The organism is Labedella phragmitis (genome assembly GCF_004078635.1).
Classification (GTDB): domain Bacteria; phylum Actinomycetota; class Actinomycetes; order Actinomycetales; family Microbacteriaceae; genus Labedella; species Labedella phragmitis.
This window is the reverse complement of sequence record NZ_RZNB01000001.1, coordinates 20,913-38,871: the sequence shown is the minus strand read 5'-3', so window position 1 is coordinate 38,871 and position 17,959 is coordinate 20,913. Positions and strand designations below refer to the sequence as shown.

Below are 17,959 nucleotides of genomic sequence, written 5' to 3'. Positions count from 1 at the left end.
AAGGGTTGCTTCACCCGAGCGATCGCTACCGTCCGGACCCGATCCGGACGGACCCGACCACCCGTACGAACACCATTCATAGGAGATCTGTGTCCGCCCAACCCCCCAGACCTCGCCTCCGTCGCGCTCTCGCGCTCGGCACGGCGACGGCATTCGGCCTCGGTGGCCTCTTCGCCACCCCGGCCTTCGCTGAGACCACGCCCGACGAAGCTCCCACCTCGGGTCCCGTCTACCAGGCCAAGTCGCTCGAGATCCTCGCCTCCGACGGTGTCGAAGCCGTCGGCACCGATGGCGACGGCAACGTCGTCATCGTCGTCTCAGAAGAGAACGCGACCGCGAACGACTTCGCGGACCAGCACGAGAACGTCGTCATCCGCGAGATCGAGGGCGGTCTCAAGGCCCTCGCCGACACGGACGTCGTCGGTGGGGCCGGCTACATCGCGGGCGGGCCCTCGACGGGCGACCAGGCCGGGCTCTGCTCGGTCGGCTTCAGCGCATGGGACCCGTCGGGCAACCCGGCTGTCGTCTCCGCCGGTCACTGCACGCTCGACGGTGCGTTCGAGCAGGCTCTCCTCACCCTCCCGTCGGGTGACACCGCAGGCGGCGGCGACCCCGAGGGCAACGACGTCGCCGTGAGCTACCCGCTCGGCAACATCGGATTCTCCCAGTACGGCGCGTCCGGCAACGAACCCGGAGCCGAGGGCGACCCGAACTCCGTCGACATCGCCGTCATCGACGACATCAACCCCGCCCTGACCCTCCTCCCCGAGGTGACGGACTGGACGACCGCTGAGAGCGACGACCTCTCGCTCTCGACGACCGAGATCAGCTCGGTCGGCGCGGTCGACATCTCCAAGCCCTTCTCCAAGAGCGGCCGCACGACCGGGCTCTCGACCAGCAACGGCATCGACGCGTTCGTCGGCTGGGCGGAGGTCGGCGATCGTTTCGTCAAGGGCTTCGGTAGCGGCATCGCGACGAGCGATGGCGGACCCGGCGTCCTCGAGGGCGACTCCGGCGGAGCCGTCTTCCAGGGCGAGAAGGCCGTCGGCGTCGTGAGCGGCGGTTCGGAACCCGGCGACTTCATCTGGGCCGCCGACCTGCAGGCCGGTCTCGCTCTCACTGAGGGCTACACGATCATGCTCGCGGTCGACGCTCCCGTCCTCGCCTCGCCGGCCGACGGCGGAGAGGTCGAGCGTGGCGCTCGCATCACCGGCACCGGCCCCGCCAACGCGGAGATCGTCGTGACCCCGGCCACGGGTGACGAGTTCACCGTGCTGGCGAACGGTGAGGGCAACTGGCAGTTCAATGCGCCCACCGCGCTCGGCGCCTTCGCGTTCGACGTGCAGGCCGTCATCGGCTTCAACACCTCGTCGGTCAACTCCTACGAGCTCGAGGTCGTCCCCGCCCCGCTGACCGCTCCGGTCATCACGTCCCCGGTGGACGGCCGCACGGTCGAGACCGAGCTCACGGCCATCACGGGCACGGGCTTCCCGGGCGCCACGGTCACGATCGACGGCGACGTCGTGGGCACCGCGACCGTCGGCGACGACGGCAGCTGGAGCGTCCCGGCCGATCTCTCCTACGGCTCGTACACGGTGACGGCGACGCAGTCCTTCGAGGGCGAGACCTCCCCGGTCGCGACGTCGAAGTTCGCCGTCGTCCCGGTCGCGCCGACCATTTCGACGCCGGCTGACGGGTCGTACTACCAGGCCGCCGACGCACCGGAGACCTCCTCGGGCGTCGGCATCGAGGGCGCCCTCGTGACGCTCTCCGTCAACGGTGAACTCGTCGGCTCCTACGAGATCGAGGGCGAGCTCCCCGTCGAGGACGAGACCCCGGTGGATGACGCCGACCTCATGGCCGCCGCTGCATTGCCCGGTGACAACTGGGAGATCGCCCTCGGCGACGCTCTGGTCGCGGGTGACAACGTGATCTCGGTCACGCAGGCCATCGAGGGTGTCACTTCCGCCGCGGCTTCGGTCACGGTCGAGATCATCGGCGCCGCCGACGAGACGCCCGGCGCCGGTAACGGCAACGACGACGGCGACGACCTCGCCGTCACCGGTGGACCGGACCTGCTCCCGATCGGACTCGCGGCCTGGCTCTTCATCGCCGCGGGTATCGCCAGCGTCGTCGTGGTGCGCAAGCGCCGCGCGACCGTCGAGGGCTGATCACCGCAGCAACCGTTTGAATGACGAGGGGCGTCACGACCGCGGTCGTGACGCCCCTCGTCTCATTCGGGGCGCGACGGGCGGGGGCGAGCCGTCAGGCGCCGAGGACATGGCGGGAGCCGTTGAGGGCAGCGGCGGACTCGTCCCACAAGGCGACGAAGCGCGACGCGAGCGTCTCCTCGAGTCCCGCGAGCGATGACACCGCGAAGATCACCGCCGCCGCACGTCCTGGCGCGTCCGCGCCGAAGCCGGATGCGACGGCGGCGATCCACGCCTCCGCTGCGGCCTTGACCGTCGAGTAGTTGGCCGTGTTGCGGTGCGGCTTGGTCGCGGACGTCGACGACACGATCGCGAGCCGACCGGCGGTCGAGGCGACGAGGTCGGTGTAGAAGGCGCGACTGACGTGCCGCAGCGCGGTGAGGGACGTCACGAGGGTGTCCCAGTCCGCGTCCGACTGACCGGGGATGCCCTCTCCGCGGCGGAACCCGCCAACGAGGTGGAGCACTCCATCGACGGGGCCGACGGTGTCGCGCACGCGAGCCGCGAGCTCGGCGACGGCGGCCTCATCCGTGAGGTCGACGAGCTCGGTGGTGACGCCGGGCACCTTCTCGGCGAGGGCCGCGAGCTTGGCATCGTCTCGCCCCGTCGCGATCACGCGGGCACCCGCGGCCACGAGGGTCTGTGCGGCCGCGAGACCCGCATCGCTCGTCGCGCCGGCCAGGAGAACGACCCGATCGGTCATCGCTGCAGTCATGCGGCCACACTATCGCCGCTGTCGAATGGCCCGTCCTGAGCCTGTCGACGGGCCTGTCCCGAGCTTGTCGAAGGGGAACGATCCCGTCCAGGGGGTGGATGCTGCGGTCAGCCCGTCGTAGCGTCGAAGGATCATGAGTACCGAATCGCGAACCCAGTCAGCCGTCGTCTACGTCGAGACGGGCGATGCGTCCGTCCTCCATCTCGTCGAGCGCGAGATCCACGATCCCGGTCCCGGGGAGGTGCGCGTGCGCGTCGTGCGCTCCGGCGTAAATCCCACGGACTGGAAGTCGCGCACGGGATCCGGTCCCGGCCAGCGCCTGCCGTTCGGCGAGGTCGTCCCGAATCAGGACGGCGCGGGAGTCGTCGACGCCGTCGGAGACGGGGTGACCGGTTTCGCGGTCGGCGATCGCGTGTGGACCTTCCTGTCCGCCCAGGAGCGGCCGACGGGCACGGCGCAGCAGTTCACGATCCTGCCGGTCGACCGCGTCGCGCCGCTTCCGGAGGGTGCGTCCTTCGATGTGGGAGCGAGCCTCGGGGTGCCGGCGGTCACCGCCCACCGCGCACTCACGGTCGCGGAGGACGGTCCCCGGCGACTCGCGCCGGGAGCGCTCGAGGGTCGGACCGTGCTCGTCTCGGGCGGCGCGGGAGCCGTCGGTCACGCCGCGATCCAACTCGCCCGCTGGGCCGGAGCGACCGTCGTCGCCACCGTGAGCGGCCCGGAGAAGGCGACCCTCGCGACCGCGGCGGGGGCACAGCACGTGGTGAACTACCGCGACGACGACGCGGCCGAGCAGATCCGCGCTGTCGCCTCGGACGGCGTCGACATCGTCGTCGAGGTCGCGATCGCCTCGAACCTCGACCTCGACCTCGCGGTGCTCCGCCCCCGGGGTGTCATCGCGAGCTATGCGGACGGCGGAGGGGATTCCGTCGAGGTCGCCATCCGCCCGAACATGGTCCGGAACACCCGCTTCCAGTTCATCCTCATCTACACGATGGGTGAGGAGGCGCTCGCGGCCGCCGCCGAGGACGTGACCGCGGCCGTCGCCGTCGGCGTACTCGAGGTCGGGGAGGAGAACGGACTGCCCCTGCACCACTTCGCACTCGAGCAGACCGCCGACGCGCACCGGGCGGTCGAGGCCGACACCGTCGGGAAGGTCCTCATCGACGTGGAGTGATGCCCGTCCCGACCCGCCCCGACGCGCCCGTCTGCGTGAGCGACATATCCGGATTACGCGAGATCCGGGTCGCAATCGCCATGTCGGCGTCACGGATTTCGTGAGCCGTCCCGCCCTGTCCTACCATGCGGGGGGCGACACGTCGTCGTGACGATGCGGAGGGGGACCCATGCCGCTGCATGCTCAGGGCTCGACTATTCGGGCGCGATGGGAGCTGTTCACCCGTGGACAGCTGCCCTTCCTCGTACTCCTGGTGCTCATCGCGCCCCTCGTCGTCATCTCCGAACCGGACGGCGCGTGGACGGGTCCGTTCGTCGGTGGGCTCGTCGTCGCGGCGATGGCGACCGTCGCGGCGATCGTCATCCCGTGGGAGACATTCCGCCGACAATGGATCGCCGTCGTCCCGATTCTCGACCTCGTCTCGTCGGCCTTGCTCTATGAGACGGCGTACGAGTCGTTGCCCGCGTCTTTCCTGTTGTCAGCGTTCCCCATCCTGTGGCTCGGATACGGCTTCCATCGCTGGGGGCTCCCGCTCGCCGTGGCCGGAGCGTTCTTGGTGTCACTCTTCCCTCTCGTGTGGCGCGGAACCGTCCCCGACGGCGCCTTCGAGTGGGGACGAGCGCTCATCATCCCCTTGTGCGCAGCCCTCACCGCCGTATGGCTGCACTTCGTCTCGCGGGCGTTGCGCGCCCGCGTGAGCGAGGTGGAGCGGGTGTCCAGCGACCTCTCCGAATCGATCGAGCAGCTCGAGGACCGAAAGCGCCTGACGTCTGCGATCATCGATGCCATCGATGTCGGTGTGGCCTTCTACGACGCCGACGGCACGATGCAGCACTTGAACGCGACCGGCCGTGAGCTCTTCCGATATGCCGGGAAACCGGAGTCGCGTGCCGACGAAGCGGGACTGTTCGTCTTCGGGCCCGACCGGGTCTCACCCGTCCCTCCGGAGCAACAGGTCAGTACTCGCGCCCTCGGGGGCGAGCACATCACGAACGAGGTCGAGTGGATCGGTCAGCCCGGTAATCAGCGGGCCGTGCTCGTATCCGCGAGGGGCGTCACGCGGGATGACGGCGCGCGACTCGGGACGGTCGTCATCGTCCACGACGTCACGCAGCTCGCTCGAGCCGTGCAGGTCCGCGAGGACTTCCTGCTCTCCGTGACGCATGAGCTCCGCACGCCGCTCACCTCGATCGTCGGATACGTCGATCTGATATCGGATGCGCTCGATTGGAAGGGTGCGGGCGTCGGACGCGAGTTCGAGGTCATCACCCGCAACGCCGAGCTCCTCCTCTCCCGTATCGACGACCTCCTGCGGCTGCCCGAAGGCGAGGTCGCGATCGAGCCGACGACGATCGACCTGTCGCACCTCGCGGAGCGCAGCATCGAGGACATCCTTCCGCGAGCCGAATCGAGCCGCGTGAAAGTCCGAGCGGATGTCACGCCGCCCGTCGTCGCCGACGTCGACGAGGGGCGTTATCGCCAGGTGATCGACAACCTCCTCTCGAACGCCGTGAAGTACACGCCCCCTGGAGGCTCCGTCACGGTGGAACTCCGCGAGATCGACGGCGTCGCGCGACTCGTCGTGCGCGATACCGGCGTCGGCATGACGCAGGAGGAGGTGTCGCAGCTCTTCGACCCCTTCTTCCGGGCGCGGCAAGCGCGGGACGGCGCGGCGGGGGGATTCGGCATCGGGCTCTCGATCGCGCACGGAATCGTCCTCGCGCACGACGGCACGATCGATGTGGAGAGCGAGCCGGGCGTCGGGACCACCGTCACGGTGCGACTTCCCGCGAACGGAGGCGGCCCAGTCGGCTGAGCCGGGCCGCTGAGTCCGGGCCTGATGGCCCACGTTGTCGTCGACCGTCCCGGGGCGAGAGAAGCAGCCGAGACGCATCAGACGGCTGCGGGCTAGGCGACCGGTTCCGAGCCGCGGACGCTCGCCCCGGCACCGCTGTCCGGTGTCAGGGCAGCGTCGCTCGGCTCCGGTTGTGACGCTCGCTCTCCGGAGCGGTGGAGTTCCGGCAGGTCCGTGGCCGCTTGCAGGAAGTCGCCCACGCGAGTGGCCATGCTGCCGAGAAGTGTGCGACCGACGGCCAGGATGTCCGCGACCTCCGTCGCTCTGAGCCGGTAGGAGACCTGGTTGCCGTGGCGCTCCGCTGTGATGAGGCGCTGGCGACGCAGCACGGACAACTGATGCGAGAGGTGTGACGGCTCGACGCCGAGCTCCTCGAGGAACTCGCTCACCGGGACCTCCTCTGATGCGGTGAGCATCTCGAGGATGCGGATGCGCATGGGGTGCCCGAGGCTCTTGAACACATCAGCCATGACCTCGTAGTGGGGCTGATGCGGATCGGCGCCGGTGGTCACAGCGGTCTCCTCCAGTGGGATCGGTCGTCGGGAACCTCCCCCCGGGCCCCACTCTAGCGGCGAGGGACGCTCGAAGACAGGGACACCGGAGTCCCCCCAAATCTGGGGTGAAATCTTGTTCAATTGATGAAGTGCTTGATTCACCCGAAACGAAACCGTAATGTCTCTTCCGGTAGGGCGCCGGTTCACCTTCGAACCAGAGCGCCACCCGCTCAATCGCTTCGTCTTCTCGCTCGAGCCGATCAACCTTCCCTCCGCAAAGCGGCTGGGAAAGCCCGTCGCACCCGCCACCCGAAGGAGCGCAAACGCGACGACGACCGACGGTCCTCGACGCGCGCTCCATTGCGCCGCTTCTTCAGACCCACCGATCACCGTAAGGACACTCCCATGCACAGCACCACGACCCGCTCCGTCCCGGCACCTACCGAGCCCGCTCCTGCCGGAGCCGGTCGGACTGCCACGCGACAGAGGCTCGGACGCCGGGTCGCCACGCTCGCCGCCGCCCCCCTCGCCATCCTCCTGGCCGGCGGGGTCGTCTGGCAGGGCTCACAAGCGGCGTTCACGTCGACGACCCGCAACACGGGCAACGCGTGGTCCTCCGGACGTGTCATGCTCACCGACGACGACAAGGGAGCAGCGGCCTTCACCGTCGAGAACATCGTTCCCGGACAGAGTGGCCAGAAGTGCATCGTCGTGACGTCTGATTCCTCGGTCGCCGGAGTCGTCAAGCTGTACCAGCGGGACCTTCAGACCTCCGGGCAGGGCCTCGAGAAGCACATCACCCTCATTCTCGAGGAAGGCACTGGCGGGTCATTCAACGACTGCACGGGCTTCGTTCCTGCTGGAACGACGGGCTCACCGCAGGCACTCTCCAACATCACCGCCGTCGACTACTCGACGGGAGTGCACCCCTGGAGCACGACCGGGACGCCCGGCGAGGCGAGGACCTACCGAGCGACCTGGGCCTTCGACACCTCCGGCATGACGCAGCAGCAGATCGACGCTCTCCAGGGCGCGAGCGTGCACTCCGACCTCGTGTGGGAGTTCCAGAACACCGCGCCGCAGTCGTAGGGCGATCCTTTCCTCGGGGTCACCGCGACGCGCCGGTGACCCGCTCTCTCCTTTCCCCGCAGCGATCAGGACGGAATCATCACCTCGTGGACGAGCGCCGCAACGGTATCGGTCCGGAGGGTCCCTCCTGGAGGGCCGGTCGGCCGTGGTTCGTCGCGTCACTCGTCGCTCAGTCGTATCTCACCCTCATCGCCTCACTCGCGGCCGTTGCGATCGTCCCCGTGTTCCTGGGCTGGAGCGCAACGGTCGTGCAGAGCGGTTCCATGGAGCCGAGCATCAGCCCCGGCGATGTCGTCCTGACCGCGCCCGTACAGACGGAGCGCGAGGCCCCTCTCGGTCGGGTCGTGTCCTTCATCAGCCCAGCTGACGCGGAGCCGGACGGCGTCGAGAAGATCCGTCTGCACCGCATCGTCGACGTGAACGACGACGGCACATTCGTCACGGCGGGGGATGCGAACGCCGACGTCGACAGCACCCCGATCGCACGCGACCAGATCATCGGCGAGGGTCGGTTGCTCGTCCCGGCGATCGGCCTGCCGAGCTGGTGGATCGGGCGCGGCGAGACCGCTCCCCTCGCGCTGTGGGTCGGCCTGACGGCGGCCTCGCTCGTCGTCGCGTGGGGCGCGCCGAGCGCCCGCCCGATCCCGCTCCGACGCGAGCGGCATGCTGCAGCCGGAGTCGAGGATCCAGCTTCGGCCGGTGACGGCGACGACGCATCGTCGTCACCGAGTTCGTCGGAGAGTGCCGATGCCGGTCCCCCCGCTGACGTCGGACGGCGTTCGCTTCTCTCGGGCATCGGAGCGATCGCCGTCCTCGGACTCGCCGGTCTGCCGCGTGAGCCGTCCTCCGCGGCCTTCACCGCATCGACCTCGACGGGAGGTTCGTGGCGGGTCGCGGCGCTCGTCCGGCTCGATCTCGGGCGCGCCACGACGTACGCGCTCCTCGCGAGATCGAGCGTGTCGAACCTGCACTCCCACGGTGCGACGTGGATCGACGGCGACATCGGGACGAGCCCCGGGACCTCCGTCACGGGCTTCGGGTCGTCGAACGTGAGCGGGACGACCGAGCGCAACACGACGGCGGCGCGGAACGCCATGGCCGACGCTGTCGCCCTCGCCGACGCACTCGGCGAGCGGACCCCGGGCTCGACGCTGGCGCCGACACTCTCCGGCACGATGTTCCCGGGGGTCTACGCGACGGCGGACGACGTCCACGTCTCGGGCGCGCTGACGCTCGACGCGCGCGGCGATTCGAGTGCCGTCTTCATCCTCCGCTCCCGCAACCTCACGGCCGGTGCGAGCGCGCTCGTGCGGCTCACCAACGGTGCGCGGGCCGGCAACGTCTACTGGAGGGCGACATCGAGCGTGACGCTCGCCCGTGACAGCGGCATCGTCGGCACGATCCTCGCTGACGGTGATGTGACGATGGCGCACGGCAGCCAGGCGACGGGCCGACTCTTCTCGCTCTCGGGCGCCGTCAGCATCGATCGGGCGACGGTTCTGGTGCCCTGAACGGCGTTCCACGCGCGGTGGAGGAGGAACACCACTCCGGCCTGAAGGAACGTGGCTCCGGTATGCCAGGCAACGTCCATTGGCGCATGACCGGGAACGACTCGCCCGGTGCCGGGAGCGTCGACTCGGACGTCGTGCTCGCCGATGGCAACGCCACGATGCTCGACCGCAGCGACTTCTCACGTGACCGCTGCGCGGTCAGGACACGGCGCAGCGACCGGAACCGGGTGCCTCGACGAGCCAGCGGGGCCGATCGGCGCTGAAGGCGTCCGCGACCTCGCCAGAACGGGCTTGTCCCGCGCCTCCCCGTACTCGGCATAGAAGTCGGGACCGCCGAGTCGTCGCCGTTCAGACCGACGTACGAACCTGTCAACTGGGCCGTGAACTTCCCGGCCTCCGGGACCTCGTTCTCGCCCCACGGGTGTTCGGATCCCCAGTGGTAGAGGGACATGCCGACCCCGTCCACCGCCTCGTCGCCGGGATAGTAGGGCGCGTAGGGGTCGTCGACACCGGTGACGACACCGTCACCGTCCGTGTCGAGCGCCTGGAGGTCGTCTCCCGGCTCGGTGAGTTCGTACCGGCCACCGCTGAACGGGTACCCGCCGCCGTAGTTCGGAGCCCACATGGTCTGGGCGGCCGGGGCGGCGTGCACGGTGTCGGCGACGCGACCGAACGTCTCGACATAGGCGGACGGCTGCTGTCCCCGGGCGTACCAGGAGCCGTTCATCTCGTGCGCGAAGCGGACGACGACGGGGCTCCGGCGGCATTGGCCTCGCCGAGCACGTCGCTGAGTTCGTCGAGGGCGTCGTCGGTCACGGCCTCGAGCCCGTCGACCGGCTCGAGGGTCAGCAGGAGGGTGCCGCCCACCGACGCGACCTGATCCGCCGCGGCGAGCACGTTCTCACGGTCCGTCGAGGCGAACGGGAAGTCCGAGAACGACACGGCGACGGCCGGCGCCGACCCGCTCGCATCGGCGTACTCGGCGAGCGTCTCGCGTCCCCAGTCCAGATTGACCCCGAACAAGACGCCTTCCTGCGGAACCGGCGCGCTCGTGACCGCCGGGTCGCACGGTGGCGTCGAGGAACACGCGGCGATGCCGAGCGACCCGATGAGGGCGACCGCAACGAGGCGTCCTCGAGCGAGCTTGAGCGGTGGACGGTGGTGGGTCGACTGCTCGGCGATTCCCCTGGACGTCGTCATCGAAGTGGTCGGCCCTTCAGCTCTCGTTCCCTGCCAGTACCATTCTGACCGACAGAATCCAGCCCTCCGTCCTTGCAGCTTCGCGCCGTACGATCGACGGATGCGTGAGGGGACGACGACATCGACGCGCTTGCGCGCTCTCGACGGGGTGCGCGGGGTGGCGGCCGTCGTCGTCGTGATCTATCACGTGAGCCTCATCGCCCGCCCCTTCGCGACAGGCGGCGGCCGCGCGGAAGCCGTGTGGACGGGCGTCACCGAGTCGCCGCTCAAGCTGCTCTTCGCCGGCACGGAGGCCGTGCTCGTGTTCTTCGTGTTGAGTGGACTCGTCGTGGTCCTTCCGCTCCTGCGCCGCTCGACGTCGTGGGCGGCATTCTTCGCCTCGCGCCTCGTGCGGCTCTACGTGCCCGTGTGGGGTGCGCTCCTCCTCGCGGTCGCCCTCATCGCGGTCGTGCCGCGCCGTGAGGGCGCGGTGTCGTCCGGGGAGTGGATCGACGAGGCCAACGCGTCGAGCGTCTCGGTCGGGTCGTTCCTCCACGAAGCGAGTCTGGCTCCGGCGAGCTACGACATCGTCAACACCCTCTGGTCCCTGCGCTGGGAGCTCGTGTTCACGGCGCTCCTCCCCGTCGCCATCGGTGTCGCGCTCCTCGTCCGGCGGAGTCTCGTCGCGCTCGTGGGGACGGGCCTCGCGGCCGCCGCGACGACCGTCGCCGGTCGCGTGCTCGGCGTCGACGCGCTCGTCTACCTGCCCGTCTTCCTGCTCGGCACGCTCGTCGCCGTAAGACTCGACGATCTCTTGGCGTGGGCTCGTCTCCGCCCGCGTCCGCTGCTCTGGTCGGTCGTCGGTTCGTCGTCGGCGCTCCTGCTCATCGCGAGCTGGCTCGCGCGACCCTTCGCACCGCCGCGCACGATCGTCTCGGAGGTCTTGTGGGGATTCGCGGGGCTCGGCGCCCTCGGTCTCGTCATCGTCGCCGTGTGCTCCCCCGCACTCGACCGGCTGCTGTCGACGCGCATCCCGCAGTGGGCGGGCCGGGTGTCGTTCAGCCTCTACCTCGTGCACGTCCCGGTGCTCGCGACGATCGCCTATGCGGTCGGCGACCGATGGTGGTGGGTCGTCGGCCTCGTCGGCGTCCCGCTCAGTTTTGTGATCGCCGAGGTGTTCTTCCGGCTCGTCGAACGGCCGTCGCACGTACTCGCCCGCCGGACGGGGCGACTGGTCGGCCGTGGCGTCGCTGCCGCACGGGAGCGGTTCGCCCGCCCCGCGATCAGGACGTCGAGTGAGAGCCGCGGCGAGCCCGACTGCGTGAGCGCCGCCGAGCCGCTCGCAGGTCGTGAGCCCACGCTCGCGTCACCGCGGCGGGGTCGAACGGTCGCGCCGATCGCTCGGCGTTCCGCCGCATCGCCGCGATCCGCTCGTCGGGGAGACTGACGAGCTCTTCGATCGCCGCGGCGAGGGCGTCGACGTCGCCGGGCGGGACGACGTAGCCGTTCCACCCGGAGCGGATGATGTCCGCCGGGCCGTAGGGGACGTCGTACACGATGGGGAGGCAGCCGACGGCGAGCGCCTCAGCGAGGACGAGCGGGAAGCCCTCGGACGTCGAGGTGAGGAGCAGGAACGACGCATCGGCGAGGCGCTCGCGGGCGTGCGGATCGAAACCGCGCAAGCGCACGTGCTCGTGAGCGCCGAGGCGCTCGATGACGCCCTCGAGAGCCTGCCGCCGCGGTCCCTCACCGAAGACGTCGAGGGTCGTCGGGCGGTGCGAGCCCGTCGCGGCGAGCGCCCGCTGGGTGTCGACGGCCCGCATTGCGTGGCTGACGCGCTTGCGCTTCTCGAGAGACGCGAGCATGATTCCAGCGGTCACCGGCCGCGAGGCGGCCACGGTGACGGTGCTCGCGGCGCCTTCGCGCACGTTGCGCACGACGATGAGGTTGTCCTGCCGCCCGAGGAGCGCCTCCACGTCGGAGCGCTGGCGTTCGCTCAGCACCGCGACGGCGTCGAACGCCGAGAGGTTCTCGAAGACCCGACGGCGCGACTCACGCAGCCGCCCGAGCGGCCGCTCCGTGCCGACGAGGTGCGACGCGTGCACGAGGTGCACCGTCGTGACGTGGGGGCGGCGGTACTCGGCCACGAAGGGAGCGACCGTCTTGCTGTCCACGATGAGATAGCTCGGTGTGCGCGCGGTGAGCCGGTCGAGCCACGCCGCGTAGAGGTGCCAGATCTTCCCCCATGACCGGACGGGCTGCCCGCCGCCGTCGCACAGCACGATCGAACGGCCGCCGCCGTCGAGGTCTCGGCGATCGCTTGCGAGCAGGGATCCGTCGAGCCGGTAGTGGTCGATCTGAAGCGCCCGGCCGCCGTCGGACGACCACCGGGTCCGGCTGAGGACACGATCGCCGCGGCGGAGTTCGGTGATGTCGTCGGACGGCCCATCGGGCAGCGGAAGGAAGGGATGGCGCTCGAGTCGTAGCGATCCGCCGGGAAGCCGGTTCTCCCGCAACCAGTCCCACAGGTTGAGGAGCCGCATCCCGTCGATGAGCTCGCCCCGTTCGCGCAGCTCGAGCTCCCGAGCGGGGTAGTCGGCCTGCTCGTCGAGGGTGAGCACGGCCACGGTCACGCCGCCGTGGCGCACGAAGGCGCGGGTCCGGGCGAGGAGGGCGGCCGTCATGCCGCCGTAGCCATCGGAGATCGACCACGTGAGGGCGAAATGGCGGCCAGTGGGCAGGCGACCGCGTGCGGCGCGGAGACGGTCCGCTCCGAGCAGTCGAGCGCTGGCGATCGCCCTCCTCCCCATGTCGAGCGGGGAGCCACCTCCGCCGGTCACCGCCATCAGCCGTCCCCTTCCATGCCGTGCCGTGCCGTCCCGCTGACACACTCCCCAAGCTCTCGACGCTACGCCGTGCCGCCTGAAGACGTCCTGACCTTCCCCACCGCGGGCGCGCTGCATTAGCGTTGACGGGTGGTCCCGACGCACGCACAACTCGACACCGGGGAGGTCCGCACGTGAGCGAGGCACGTTTCGCAGCCGCTCTCGCCGCCCTCTCGCAGCCGCACGACGGGTCCGGCTCGCTCACGGAACCGATTCTCGACGTGATCCCGGTGACGGGCGCTTCGGTTTCGACCCTCGGCGACTTGTTCGGATCGGAGACGGTCGAAGCGAGTGACGCCGTCATCGGCCGCATCGACGAGCTCCAATTCGACCTCGGCGAGGGCCCGTGTTGGGACGCGATCTCCGTCGGTGAGCCCGTGCTCGAGCCCGATCTCTCGACTCCCATCCGGACCTGGTCGGCGTTCGCGGACGCGCTGCATCGAGAGCACGAGATCGGCGCGCTCTTCGCGTTCCCCGTCAGCGTCGGGTCGCTCCGGCTCGGAGCTGTCGATCTCTACAACGAGGAACCCATGCGGCTCGACGGCGTCGCGATCGATCGTCTCCTCGTGCTGAGCGGGCTCCTCGGTCGGCGTGTCCTCGAGCGGGCCATCCGCCTGTCGGGCGACGCGGACACGGGCATTTCACGCCACGGCCGACGCCTCATCCACCAGGCGACGGGCTTCGTCATCGCCCAGCTCGGAGTCTCCGCCGATGACGCGTCGCAGCTCATCCGCGCCCACGCGTTCGCCAAGGGCCAGAGCATGGAGGAGGTCGCGCAGCAGATCCTCGACCGGACGCTCACCTTCACCGTCTCGGGCGCCCGGATCGAGGGGGACGCATGACCGAGAAGACGCGCGAACAACAGCTCCTCCAGGTGTTCGTCACGCTCGCCGACACGCTCGTCGCCGACTTCGACATCGTCGAACTCCTGCAGATGCTCGTGGAGACGTGCCAGTCCACGTTCGACGTGACGGCCGCGGCCATCCTGCTGTCCGGTGAGGACGGTCTCGATCTCGTCGCCTCGACGAGCGAGGAGAGCCGGACCGTCGAGCTCATGGTCCTCGCATCCGAGGAGGGTCCGTGCCTCGACGCCTTCCACGAGGGGCGCGCGGTCACCGTCCCCGACCTGCGCGAGGGCGAGGGATGGGCGGGGTTCCGTGCCGTCGCGCTCGAGAACGGGTTCTCGGCCGTCCATGCCCTGCCGATGCGGTTGCGCGAGCAGAGCATCGGCGCACTCACGCTGTTCGAGAGTCGTGAGGACGTGTTGAGTGCCGACGACGTCGACGCCGCGCAGGCCCTCGCCGACGTCGCGACGATCGGCATCCTGCAGGAACGCGTCATACGCGAGAACCAGACGGTGCGCCGGCAGCTGCAGACGGCGCTCGACTCCCGCATCATCATCGAGCAGGCGAAGGGCGTCGTCGCCTATACCCACGACGAGGGGATGGACGAGGCGTTCCGCCGCATCCGCGCCTACGCGCGGGAGACGGGACGCGCGCTCACCGAGGTCTCGCGGGCCATCGTCGCGCGCGAGATCATCGTCTAGAGCTCGGCGTCGCCCGACTCCTCGCGCGACTCCTCGGCGTCGTCGGAGTCCGAATCGAAACCGGAGCGTTCCGTGTAAGCGGCGGTGATCGGCGTGACGTTATCGTCGGTCCCCTGCCAGCGAGCCGCGGCGGTCGTCGACCGTTCCGCGGTCGCGGTGTCGGCCGGGGACGCCGTGGTCGATCCAGACGTCGGCTCACCGATGACGTCCTCGAACGAGAGTTCCCAGATCTCGTGGAGAGTCGTGTCGAGAGAGAACGATCGCGCGACGACCTTCTGACGGAGGCGTCCCATGCGCTCGCTGATGTCGTGCAGGGTGCGGCGCGCTTCGAAGGGGTCGACATCGGCGTCGTAGCCGTCAACCCGATCGACTCGGCTCGAAGCTTGCACAGCGACGGGAAGCCCGGCCCCGACGAGCAACCTCGAGGTCGCGGGCATTCCTTCTGAAACGGTCGGGATGCGCACGACCGCGCAGGATCCGTCGACCGCGAGGCTCTCGGCATAGTCGAGCACGGCGACGGCGACCGAGTCGTCCGTCTCGAATCGCGTGTTCGCGTAGAAGATCGTCTGCATGATTGCACCCCGGATTTGATCAGAGCCATGACCGGTTCTGAGCGGATCGGCTCACCGGATGGCGTCGTGCGGAAATCCCGAGGTCTGGGGGAAAACTCCGCCAGGGTACGTCGTGAACCTGGGAGACGACAAGGGTGACGGCGCGCGAATGGGCGCGGCGCGGCATGTCAACCGGTCGGCGCGATGTGAAGGAGACGGCGGCGAGCCGTTACCGTTAGATCGCTCGCGCTAGTCGCCGTCCGCAGCGCGTCCTGCGGCGAGCGCGCACCAGCACCTGCACAAGGGCGACGTCGTCAGCTCGACGCGCACGCACGAAACAGAACACGCACTGAAGGCACCACCCGCACCGCATTCGAACCCGCCCCTGACCTGGAGGTCGCACGTGGAAACCTGGCCCGGAACCGCTTACCCGCTCGGCGCATCGTACGACGGCGGCGGCACGAACTTCGCGCTCTACAGCGAGGCGGCCGAGCGCGTCGAGCTGTGCCTCTTCGACGAGGACGGCACCGAGACGTGCGTCGAGGTCATCGAGGTCGACGCGTACGTGTGGCACTGCTACCTCCCGAACGTCCAGCCGGGGCAGCGCTACGGCTACCGCGTGCACGGTGAGTACGACCCGGCGAACGGCAAGCGCGCGAACCCGAACAAGCTCCTGCTCGACCCGTACGCCAAGGCGACGGCGGGTCAGTACGACTGGGACAACGCGCTCTTCTCGTACAATTTCGGCGACCCGGATTCACGCAACGACGAGGATTCGGCGCCGCACTCGATGCTGAGCGTCGTCGTGAACCCGTTCTTCGACTGGGCGGGCGACCGCAAGCCGCACACGCCCTACTCGGACACGGTGATCTACGAGGCCCACGTGAAGGGCCTCACCGAGCTGCACCCCGAGATCCCCGAGGACCAGCGCGGCACCTACGCGGGCCTCACGCACCCCGTCGTCATCGACCACCTGAAGAAGCTCGGCATCACCGCGATCGAGCTCATGCCGGTCCACCAGTTCGTGCAGGACTCGACGCTCGAGGACAAGGGCCTCGCGAACTACTGGGGCTACAACACGATCGGCTTCTTCGCTCCGCAGAACACCTACTCGGCGACGGGCGAGCTCGGGCAGCAGGTGCAGGAGTTCAAGTCGATGGTCCGCGCGATGCACGCCGCCGGCATCGAGGTCATCCTCGACGTGGTCTACAACCACACGGCCGAGGGCAACCACATGGGCCCGACGTTGAGCTTCAAGGGCATCGACAACGAGGCCTACTACCGCCTCGAGGAGAACGACAAACGGTACTACACCGACTACACGGGAACGGGCAACACGCTCAACGTGCGACACCCGCACTCGCTCCAGCTCATCATGGACTCGCTGCGCTACTGGGCGACGGAGATGCGCGTCGACGGGTTCCGCTTCGACCTCGCGTCGACGCTCGCTCGCGAGTTCTACGACGTCGACCGCCTCTCGACCTTCTTCGAGCTCGTGCAGCAGGACCCGGTGGTGTCGCAGGTCAAGCTCATCGCGGAGCCGTGGGACGTCGGCCCCGGCGGTTACCAGGTGGGCAACTTCCCGCCCCAGTGGACCGAGTGGAACGGCAAGTACCGCGACACCGTGCGCGACTACTGGCGCGGCGAGCCCTCGACGCTCGGCGAGTTCGCGGCGCGCATCACGGGTTCCGCCGATCTCTACGAGAACTCGGGCCGCCGCCCGTTCGCGTCCATCAACTTCGTCACCGCTCACGACGGCTTCACGATGCGCGACCTCGTGTCCTACAACGAGAAGCACAACGACGCCAACGGCGAGGACAACAACGACGGCGAATCGCACAACCGCTCGTGGAACTCGGGCGTCGAGGGCGAGACCGACGACCCCGGCGTGCTCGCCTTGCGCGCGCGTCAGCAGCGCAACTTCCTCGCGACGCTCCTGCTCTCGCAAGGCGTGCCGATGATCCTGCACGGCGACGAGCTCGGGCGCACCCAGGGCGGCAACAACAACACGTACGCGCAGGACAACGAGATCAGCTGGGTGCACTGGGACAAGGCGGACGAGCCGCTCATCGAATTCACGGCGGCGGTCTCGCGACTGCGCCGCGAGCACCCGACGTTCCGGCGTGGCGGCTTCTTCGACGGCAAGCCGTACGAGCGCGAGGAGGGCGACCCGCTGCCCGACATCGTGTGGCTCGGCGCCGACGGCTCCGAGATGGGCGAAGACGATTGGGAGGCCGCGCTGCAGCGCACCGTCGGCATCTACATCAACGGTGGCAGCATCCGCCAGCGTGACCGTCGCGGCAACACCATCCACGACGACGACTTCCTCCTGTACTTCAGCGCAGACGTCGAGGACGTCGAGGTGACCATCCCGCCGGCATCATTCGGCGCAGCGTGGGAGGCCGTCGTCGACACGGGCGAGGAAGCCGTCGACGGCCCCCCGCTGCCCGCTGGCGCGAAGCTCACGCTGGCGTCGCGTTCACTCGTGGTGCTGCGCGCGGCGAGCGAGCCGGAGACGGAGCCCGATCACTCGGTCGCCGCGTCGCTCGCGATGCGCACCTCGGCGATCCCGGTCATCGGAACACAGACGCCGGAGTCGAACGGCTGAGCCGGATCACGGCGGCCCACGAAGCCCGTCCGAGCGACCTGCTCGGGCGGGCTTCGTCGTCGGCGCAGGTGGCGGTCCGCTCGTTCCGGTTCGCGAACGCCGTGCTGAGCGCGGCGCTCCTGGGCATGCGACCGGACCT

General features: G+C 69.4%; 14 protein-coding genes and 1 pseudogene. 9 read left to right on the top strand and 6 right to left on the bottom strand.

The genetic code is table 11. The features are described from left to right. Positions 1-89: 89 nt before the first annotated feature. Entirely contained in the window at positions 90-2,171 is a 2,082-nt protein-coding gene (locus ELQ90_RS00170) for a hypothetical protein (protein ID WP_128493263.1), read from the top strand. A 94-nt stretch (positions 2,172-2,265) separates the two neighbouring features. Here the strand turns inward: ELQ90_RS00170 and ELQ90_RS00165 are convergent, their stop codons facing one another. Further along, positions 2,266-2,925 (bottom strand): SDR family oxidoreductase, encoded by a 660-nt coding sequence (locus ELQ90_RS00165; protein ID WP_128493262.1) that lies wholly within the window; start codon positions 2,923-2,925, stop codon positions 2,266-2,268. Between the two features lie 133 nt (positions 2,926-3,058). Between ELQ90_RS00165 and ELQ90_RS00160 the strand changes: the two genes are divergently transcribed. Then, the gene (locus tag ELQ90_RS00160; RefSeq protein ID WP_128493261.1) at positions 3,059-4,102 is read left to right on the top strand and encodes an NADPH:quinone reductase; all 1,044 of its coding nucleotides are present in this window, start codon (positions 3,059-3,061) and stop codon (positions 4,100-4,102) included. Between the two features lie 169 nt (positions 4,103-4,271). Then, positions 4,272-5,918 (top strand): sensor histidine kinase, encoded by a 1,647-nt coding sequence (locus tag ELQ90_RS00155; protein WP_128493260.1) that lies wholly within the window; start codon positions 4,272-4,274, stop codon positions 5,916-5,918. 92 nt (positions 5,919-6,010) lie between these two features. Here ELQ90_RS00155 and ELQ90_RS00150 read toward each other — a convergent pair whose 3' ends face one another. Further along, a complete protein-coding gene (locus tag ELQ90_RS00150; RefSeq protein ID WP_128493259.1) occupies positions 6,011-6,469 on the bottom strand; it encodes an ArsR/SmtB family transcription factor in 459 nt (152 codons plus the stop codon). Between the two features lie 387 nt (positions 6,470-6,856). On the opposite strand from ELQ90_RS00150, the gene ELQ90_RS00145 reads away from it, so the two are divergent. Continuing rightward, positions 6,857-7,540, top strand: a complete 684-nt coding sequence (locus ELQ90_RS00145; protein ID WP_128493258.1) for a hypothetical protein — start codon at positions 6,857-6,859, stop codon at positions 7,538-7,540. 86 nt (positions 7,541-7,626) lie between these two features. Continuing rightward, positions 7,627-9,051 (top strand): signal peptidase I, encoded by a 1,425-nt coding sequence (locus ELQ90_RS00140; protein WP_128493257.1) that lies wholly within the window; start codon positions 7,627-7,629, stop codon positions 9,049-9,051. On the opposite strand, the gene ELQ90_RS00135 is transcribed toward ELQ90_RS00140, so the two are convergent. Together ELQ90_RS00135 and ELQ90_RS00130 are read right to left on the bottom strand one after the other, a co-directional pair. Then, positions 9,017-9,778 (bottom strand): glycoside hydrolase family 26 protein, encoded by a 762-nt coding sequence (locus ELQ90_RS00135; RefSeq protein WP_128493256.1) that lies wholly within the window; start codon positions 9,776-9,778, stop codon positions 9,017-9,019. The genes ELQ90_RS00140 and ELQ90_RS00135 overlap by 35 nt on opposite strands. After that, positions 9,775-10,251, bottom strand: a complete 477-nt coding sequence (locus ELQ90_RS00130; RefSeq protein ID WP_128493255.1) for a hypothetical protein — start codon at positions 10,249-10,251, stop codon at positions 9,775-9,777. Before ELQ90_RS00130 ends, ELQ90_RS00135 begins: the two co-directional genes overlap by 4 nt. 100 nt (positions 10,252-10,351) lie before the next feature. Here ELQ90_RS00130 and ELQ90_RS00125 point away from each other — a divergent pair, with 100 nt between their 5' ends. Then, positions 10,352-11,677, top strand: a complete 1,326-nt coding sequence (locus ELQ90_RS00125; protein WP_128493254.1) for an acyltransferase family protein — start codon at positions 10,352-10,354, stop codon at positions 11,675-11,677. A gap of 10 nt (positions 11,678-11,687) precedes the next feature. On the opposite strand, the pseudogene ELQ90_RS16850 reads toward ELQ90_RS00125, so the two are convergent. After that, positions 11,688-12,095: pseudogene (locus tag ELQ90_RS16850) on the bottom strand (glycosyltransferase); the annotation flags it as partial. Between the two features lie 1,154 nt (positions 12,096-13,249). Between ELQ90_RS16850 and ELQ90_RS00115 the strand changes: the two are divergent. Both ELQ90_RS00115 and ELQ90_RS00110 read left to right on the top strand, forming a co-directional pair. Beyond that, positions 13,250-13,957 carry a GAF and ANTAR domain-containing protein gene (locus ELQ90_RS00115; RefSeq protein ID WP_128493252.1) on the top strand — a complete coding sequence of 236 codons (708 nt, stop codon included), beginning with the start codon at positions 13,250-13,252 and terminating at the stop codon, positions 13,955-13,957. Continuing rightward, positions 13,954-14,661 carry a GAF and ANTAR domain-containing protein gene (locus ELQ90_RS00110; protein ID WP_128493251.1) on the top strand — a complete coding sequence of 236 codons (708 nt, stop codon included), beginning with the start codon at positions 13,954-13,956 and terminating at the stop codon, positions 14,659-14,661. Before ELQ90_RS00115 ends, ELQ90_RS00110 begins: the two co-directional genes overlap by 4 nt. Here the strand turns inward: ELQ90_RS00110 and ELQ90_RS00105 are convergent. Next, positions 14,658-15,233, bottom strand: a complete 576-nt coding sequence (locus ELQ90_RS00105; protein WP_128493250.1) for a hypothetical protein — start codon at positions 15,231-15,233, stop codon at positions 14,658-14,660. The two genes, ELQ90_RS00110 and ELQ90_RS00105, sit on opposite strands and share 4 nt — an antisense overlap. A 382-nt stretch (positions 15,234-15,615) precedes the next feature. On the opposite strand from ELQ90_RS00105, the gene glgX reads away from it, so the two are divergent. Then, entirely contained in the window at positions 15,616-17,820 is a 2,205-nt protein-coding gene (gene glgX, locus ELQ90_RS00100) for a glycogen debranching protein GlgX (RefSeq protein WP_128493249.1), read from the top strand. The last annotated feature ends 139 nt before the right edge of the window (positions 17,821-17,959 follow it).

Coding starts and splice junctions, on each gene's coding strand:
- ELQ90_RS00165 (WP_128493262.1), bottom strand. CDS start 2,925: ATGACTGCAGCGATGACCGATCGGGTCGTTCTCCTGGCCGGCGCGACG.
- ELQ90_RS00160 (WP_128493261.1), top strand. CDS start 3,059: ATGAGTACCGAATCGCGAACCCAGTCAGCCGTCGTCTACGTCGAGACG.
- ELQ90_RS00155 (WP_128493260.1), top strand. CDS start 4,272: ATGCCGCTGCATGCTCAGGGCTCGACTATTCGGGCGCGATGGGAGCTG.
- ELQ90_RS00145 (WP_128493258.1), top strand. CDS start 6,857: ATGCACAGCACCACGACCCGCTCCGTCCCGGCACCTACCGAGCCCGCT.
- ELQ90_RS00135 (WP_128493256.1), bottom strand. CDS start 9,778: ATGAACGGCTCCTGGTACGCCCGGGGACAGCAGCCGTCCGCCTATGTC.
- ELQ90_RS00130 (WP_128493255.1), bottom strand. CDS start 10,251: ATGACGACGTCCAGGGGAATCGCCGAGCAGTCGACCCACCACCGTCCA.
- ELQ90_RS00125 (WP_128493254.1), top strand. CDS start 10,352: ATGCGTGAGGGGACGACGACATCGACGCGCTTGCGCGCTCTCGACGGG.
- ELQ90_RS00110 (WP_128493251.1), top strand. CDS start 13,954: ATGACCGAGAAGACGCGCGAACAACAGCTCCTCCAGGTGTTCGTCACG.
- ELQ90_RS00105 (WP_128493250.1), bottom strand. CDS start 15,233: ATGCAGACGATCTTCTACGCGAACACGCGATTCGAGACGGACGACTCG.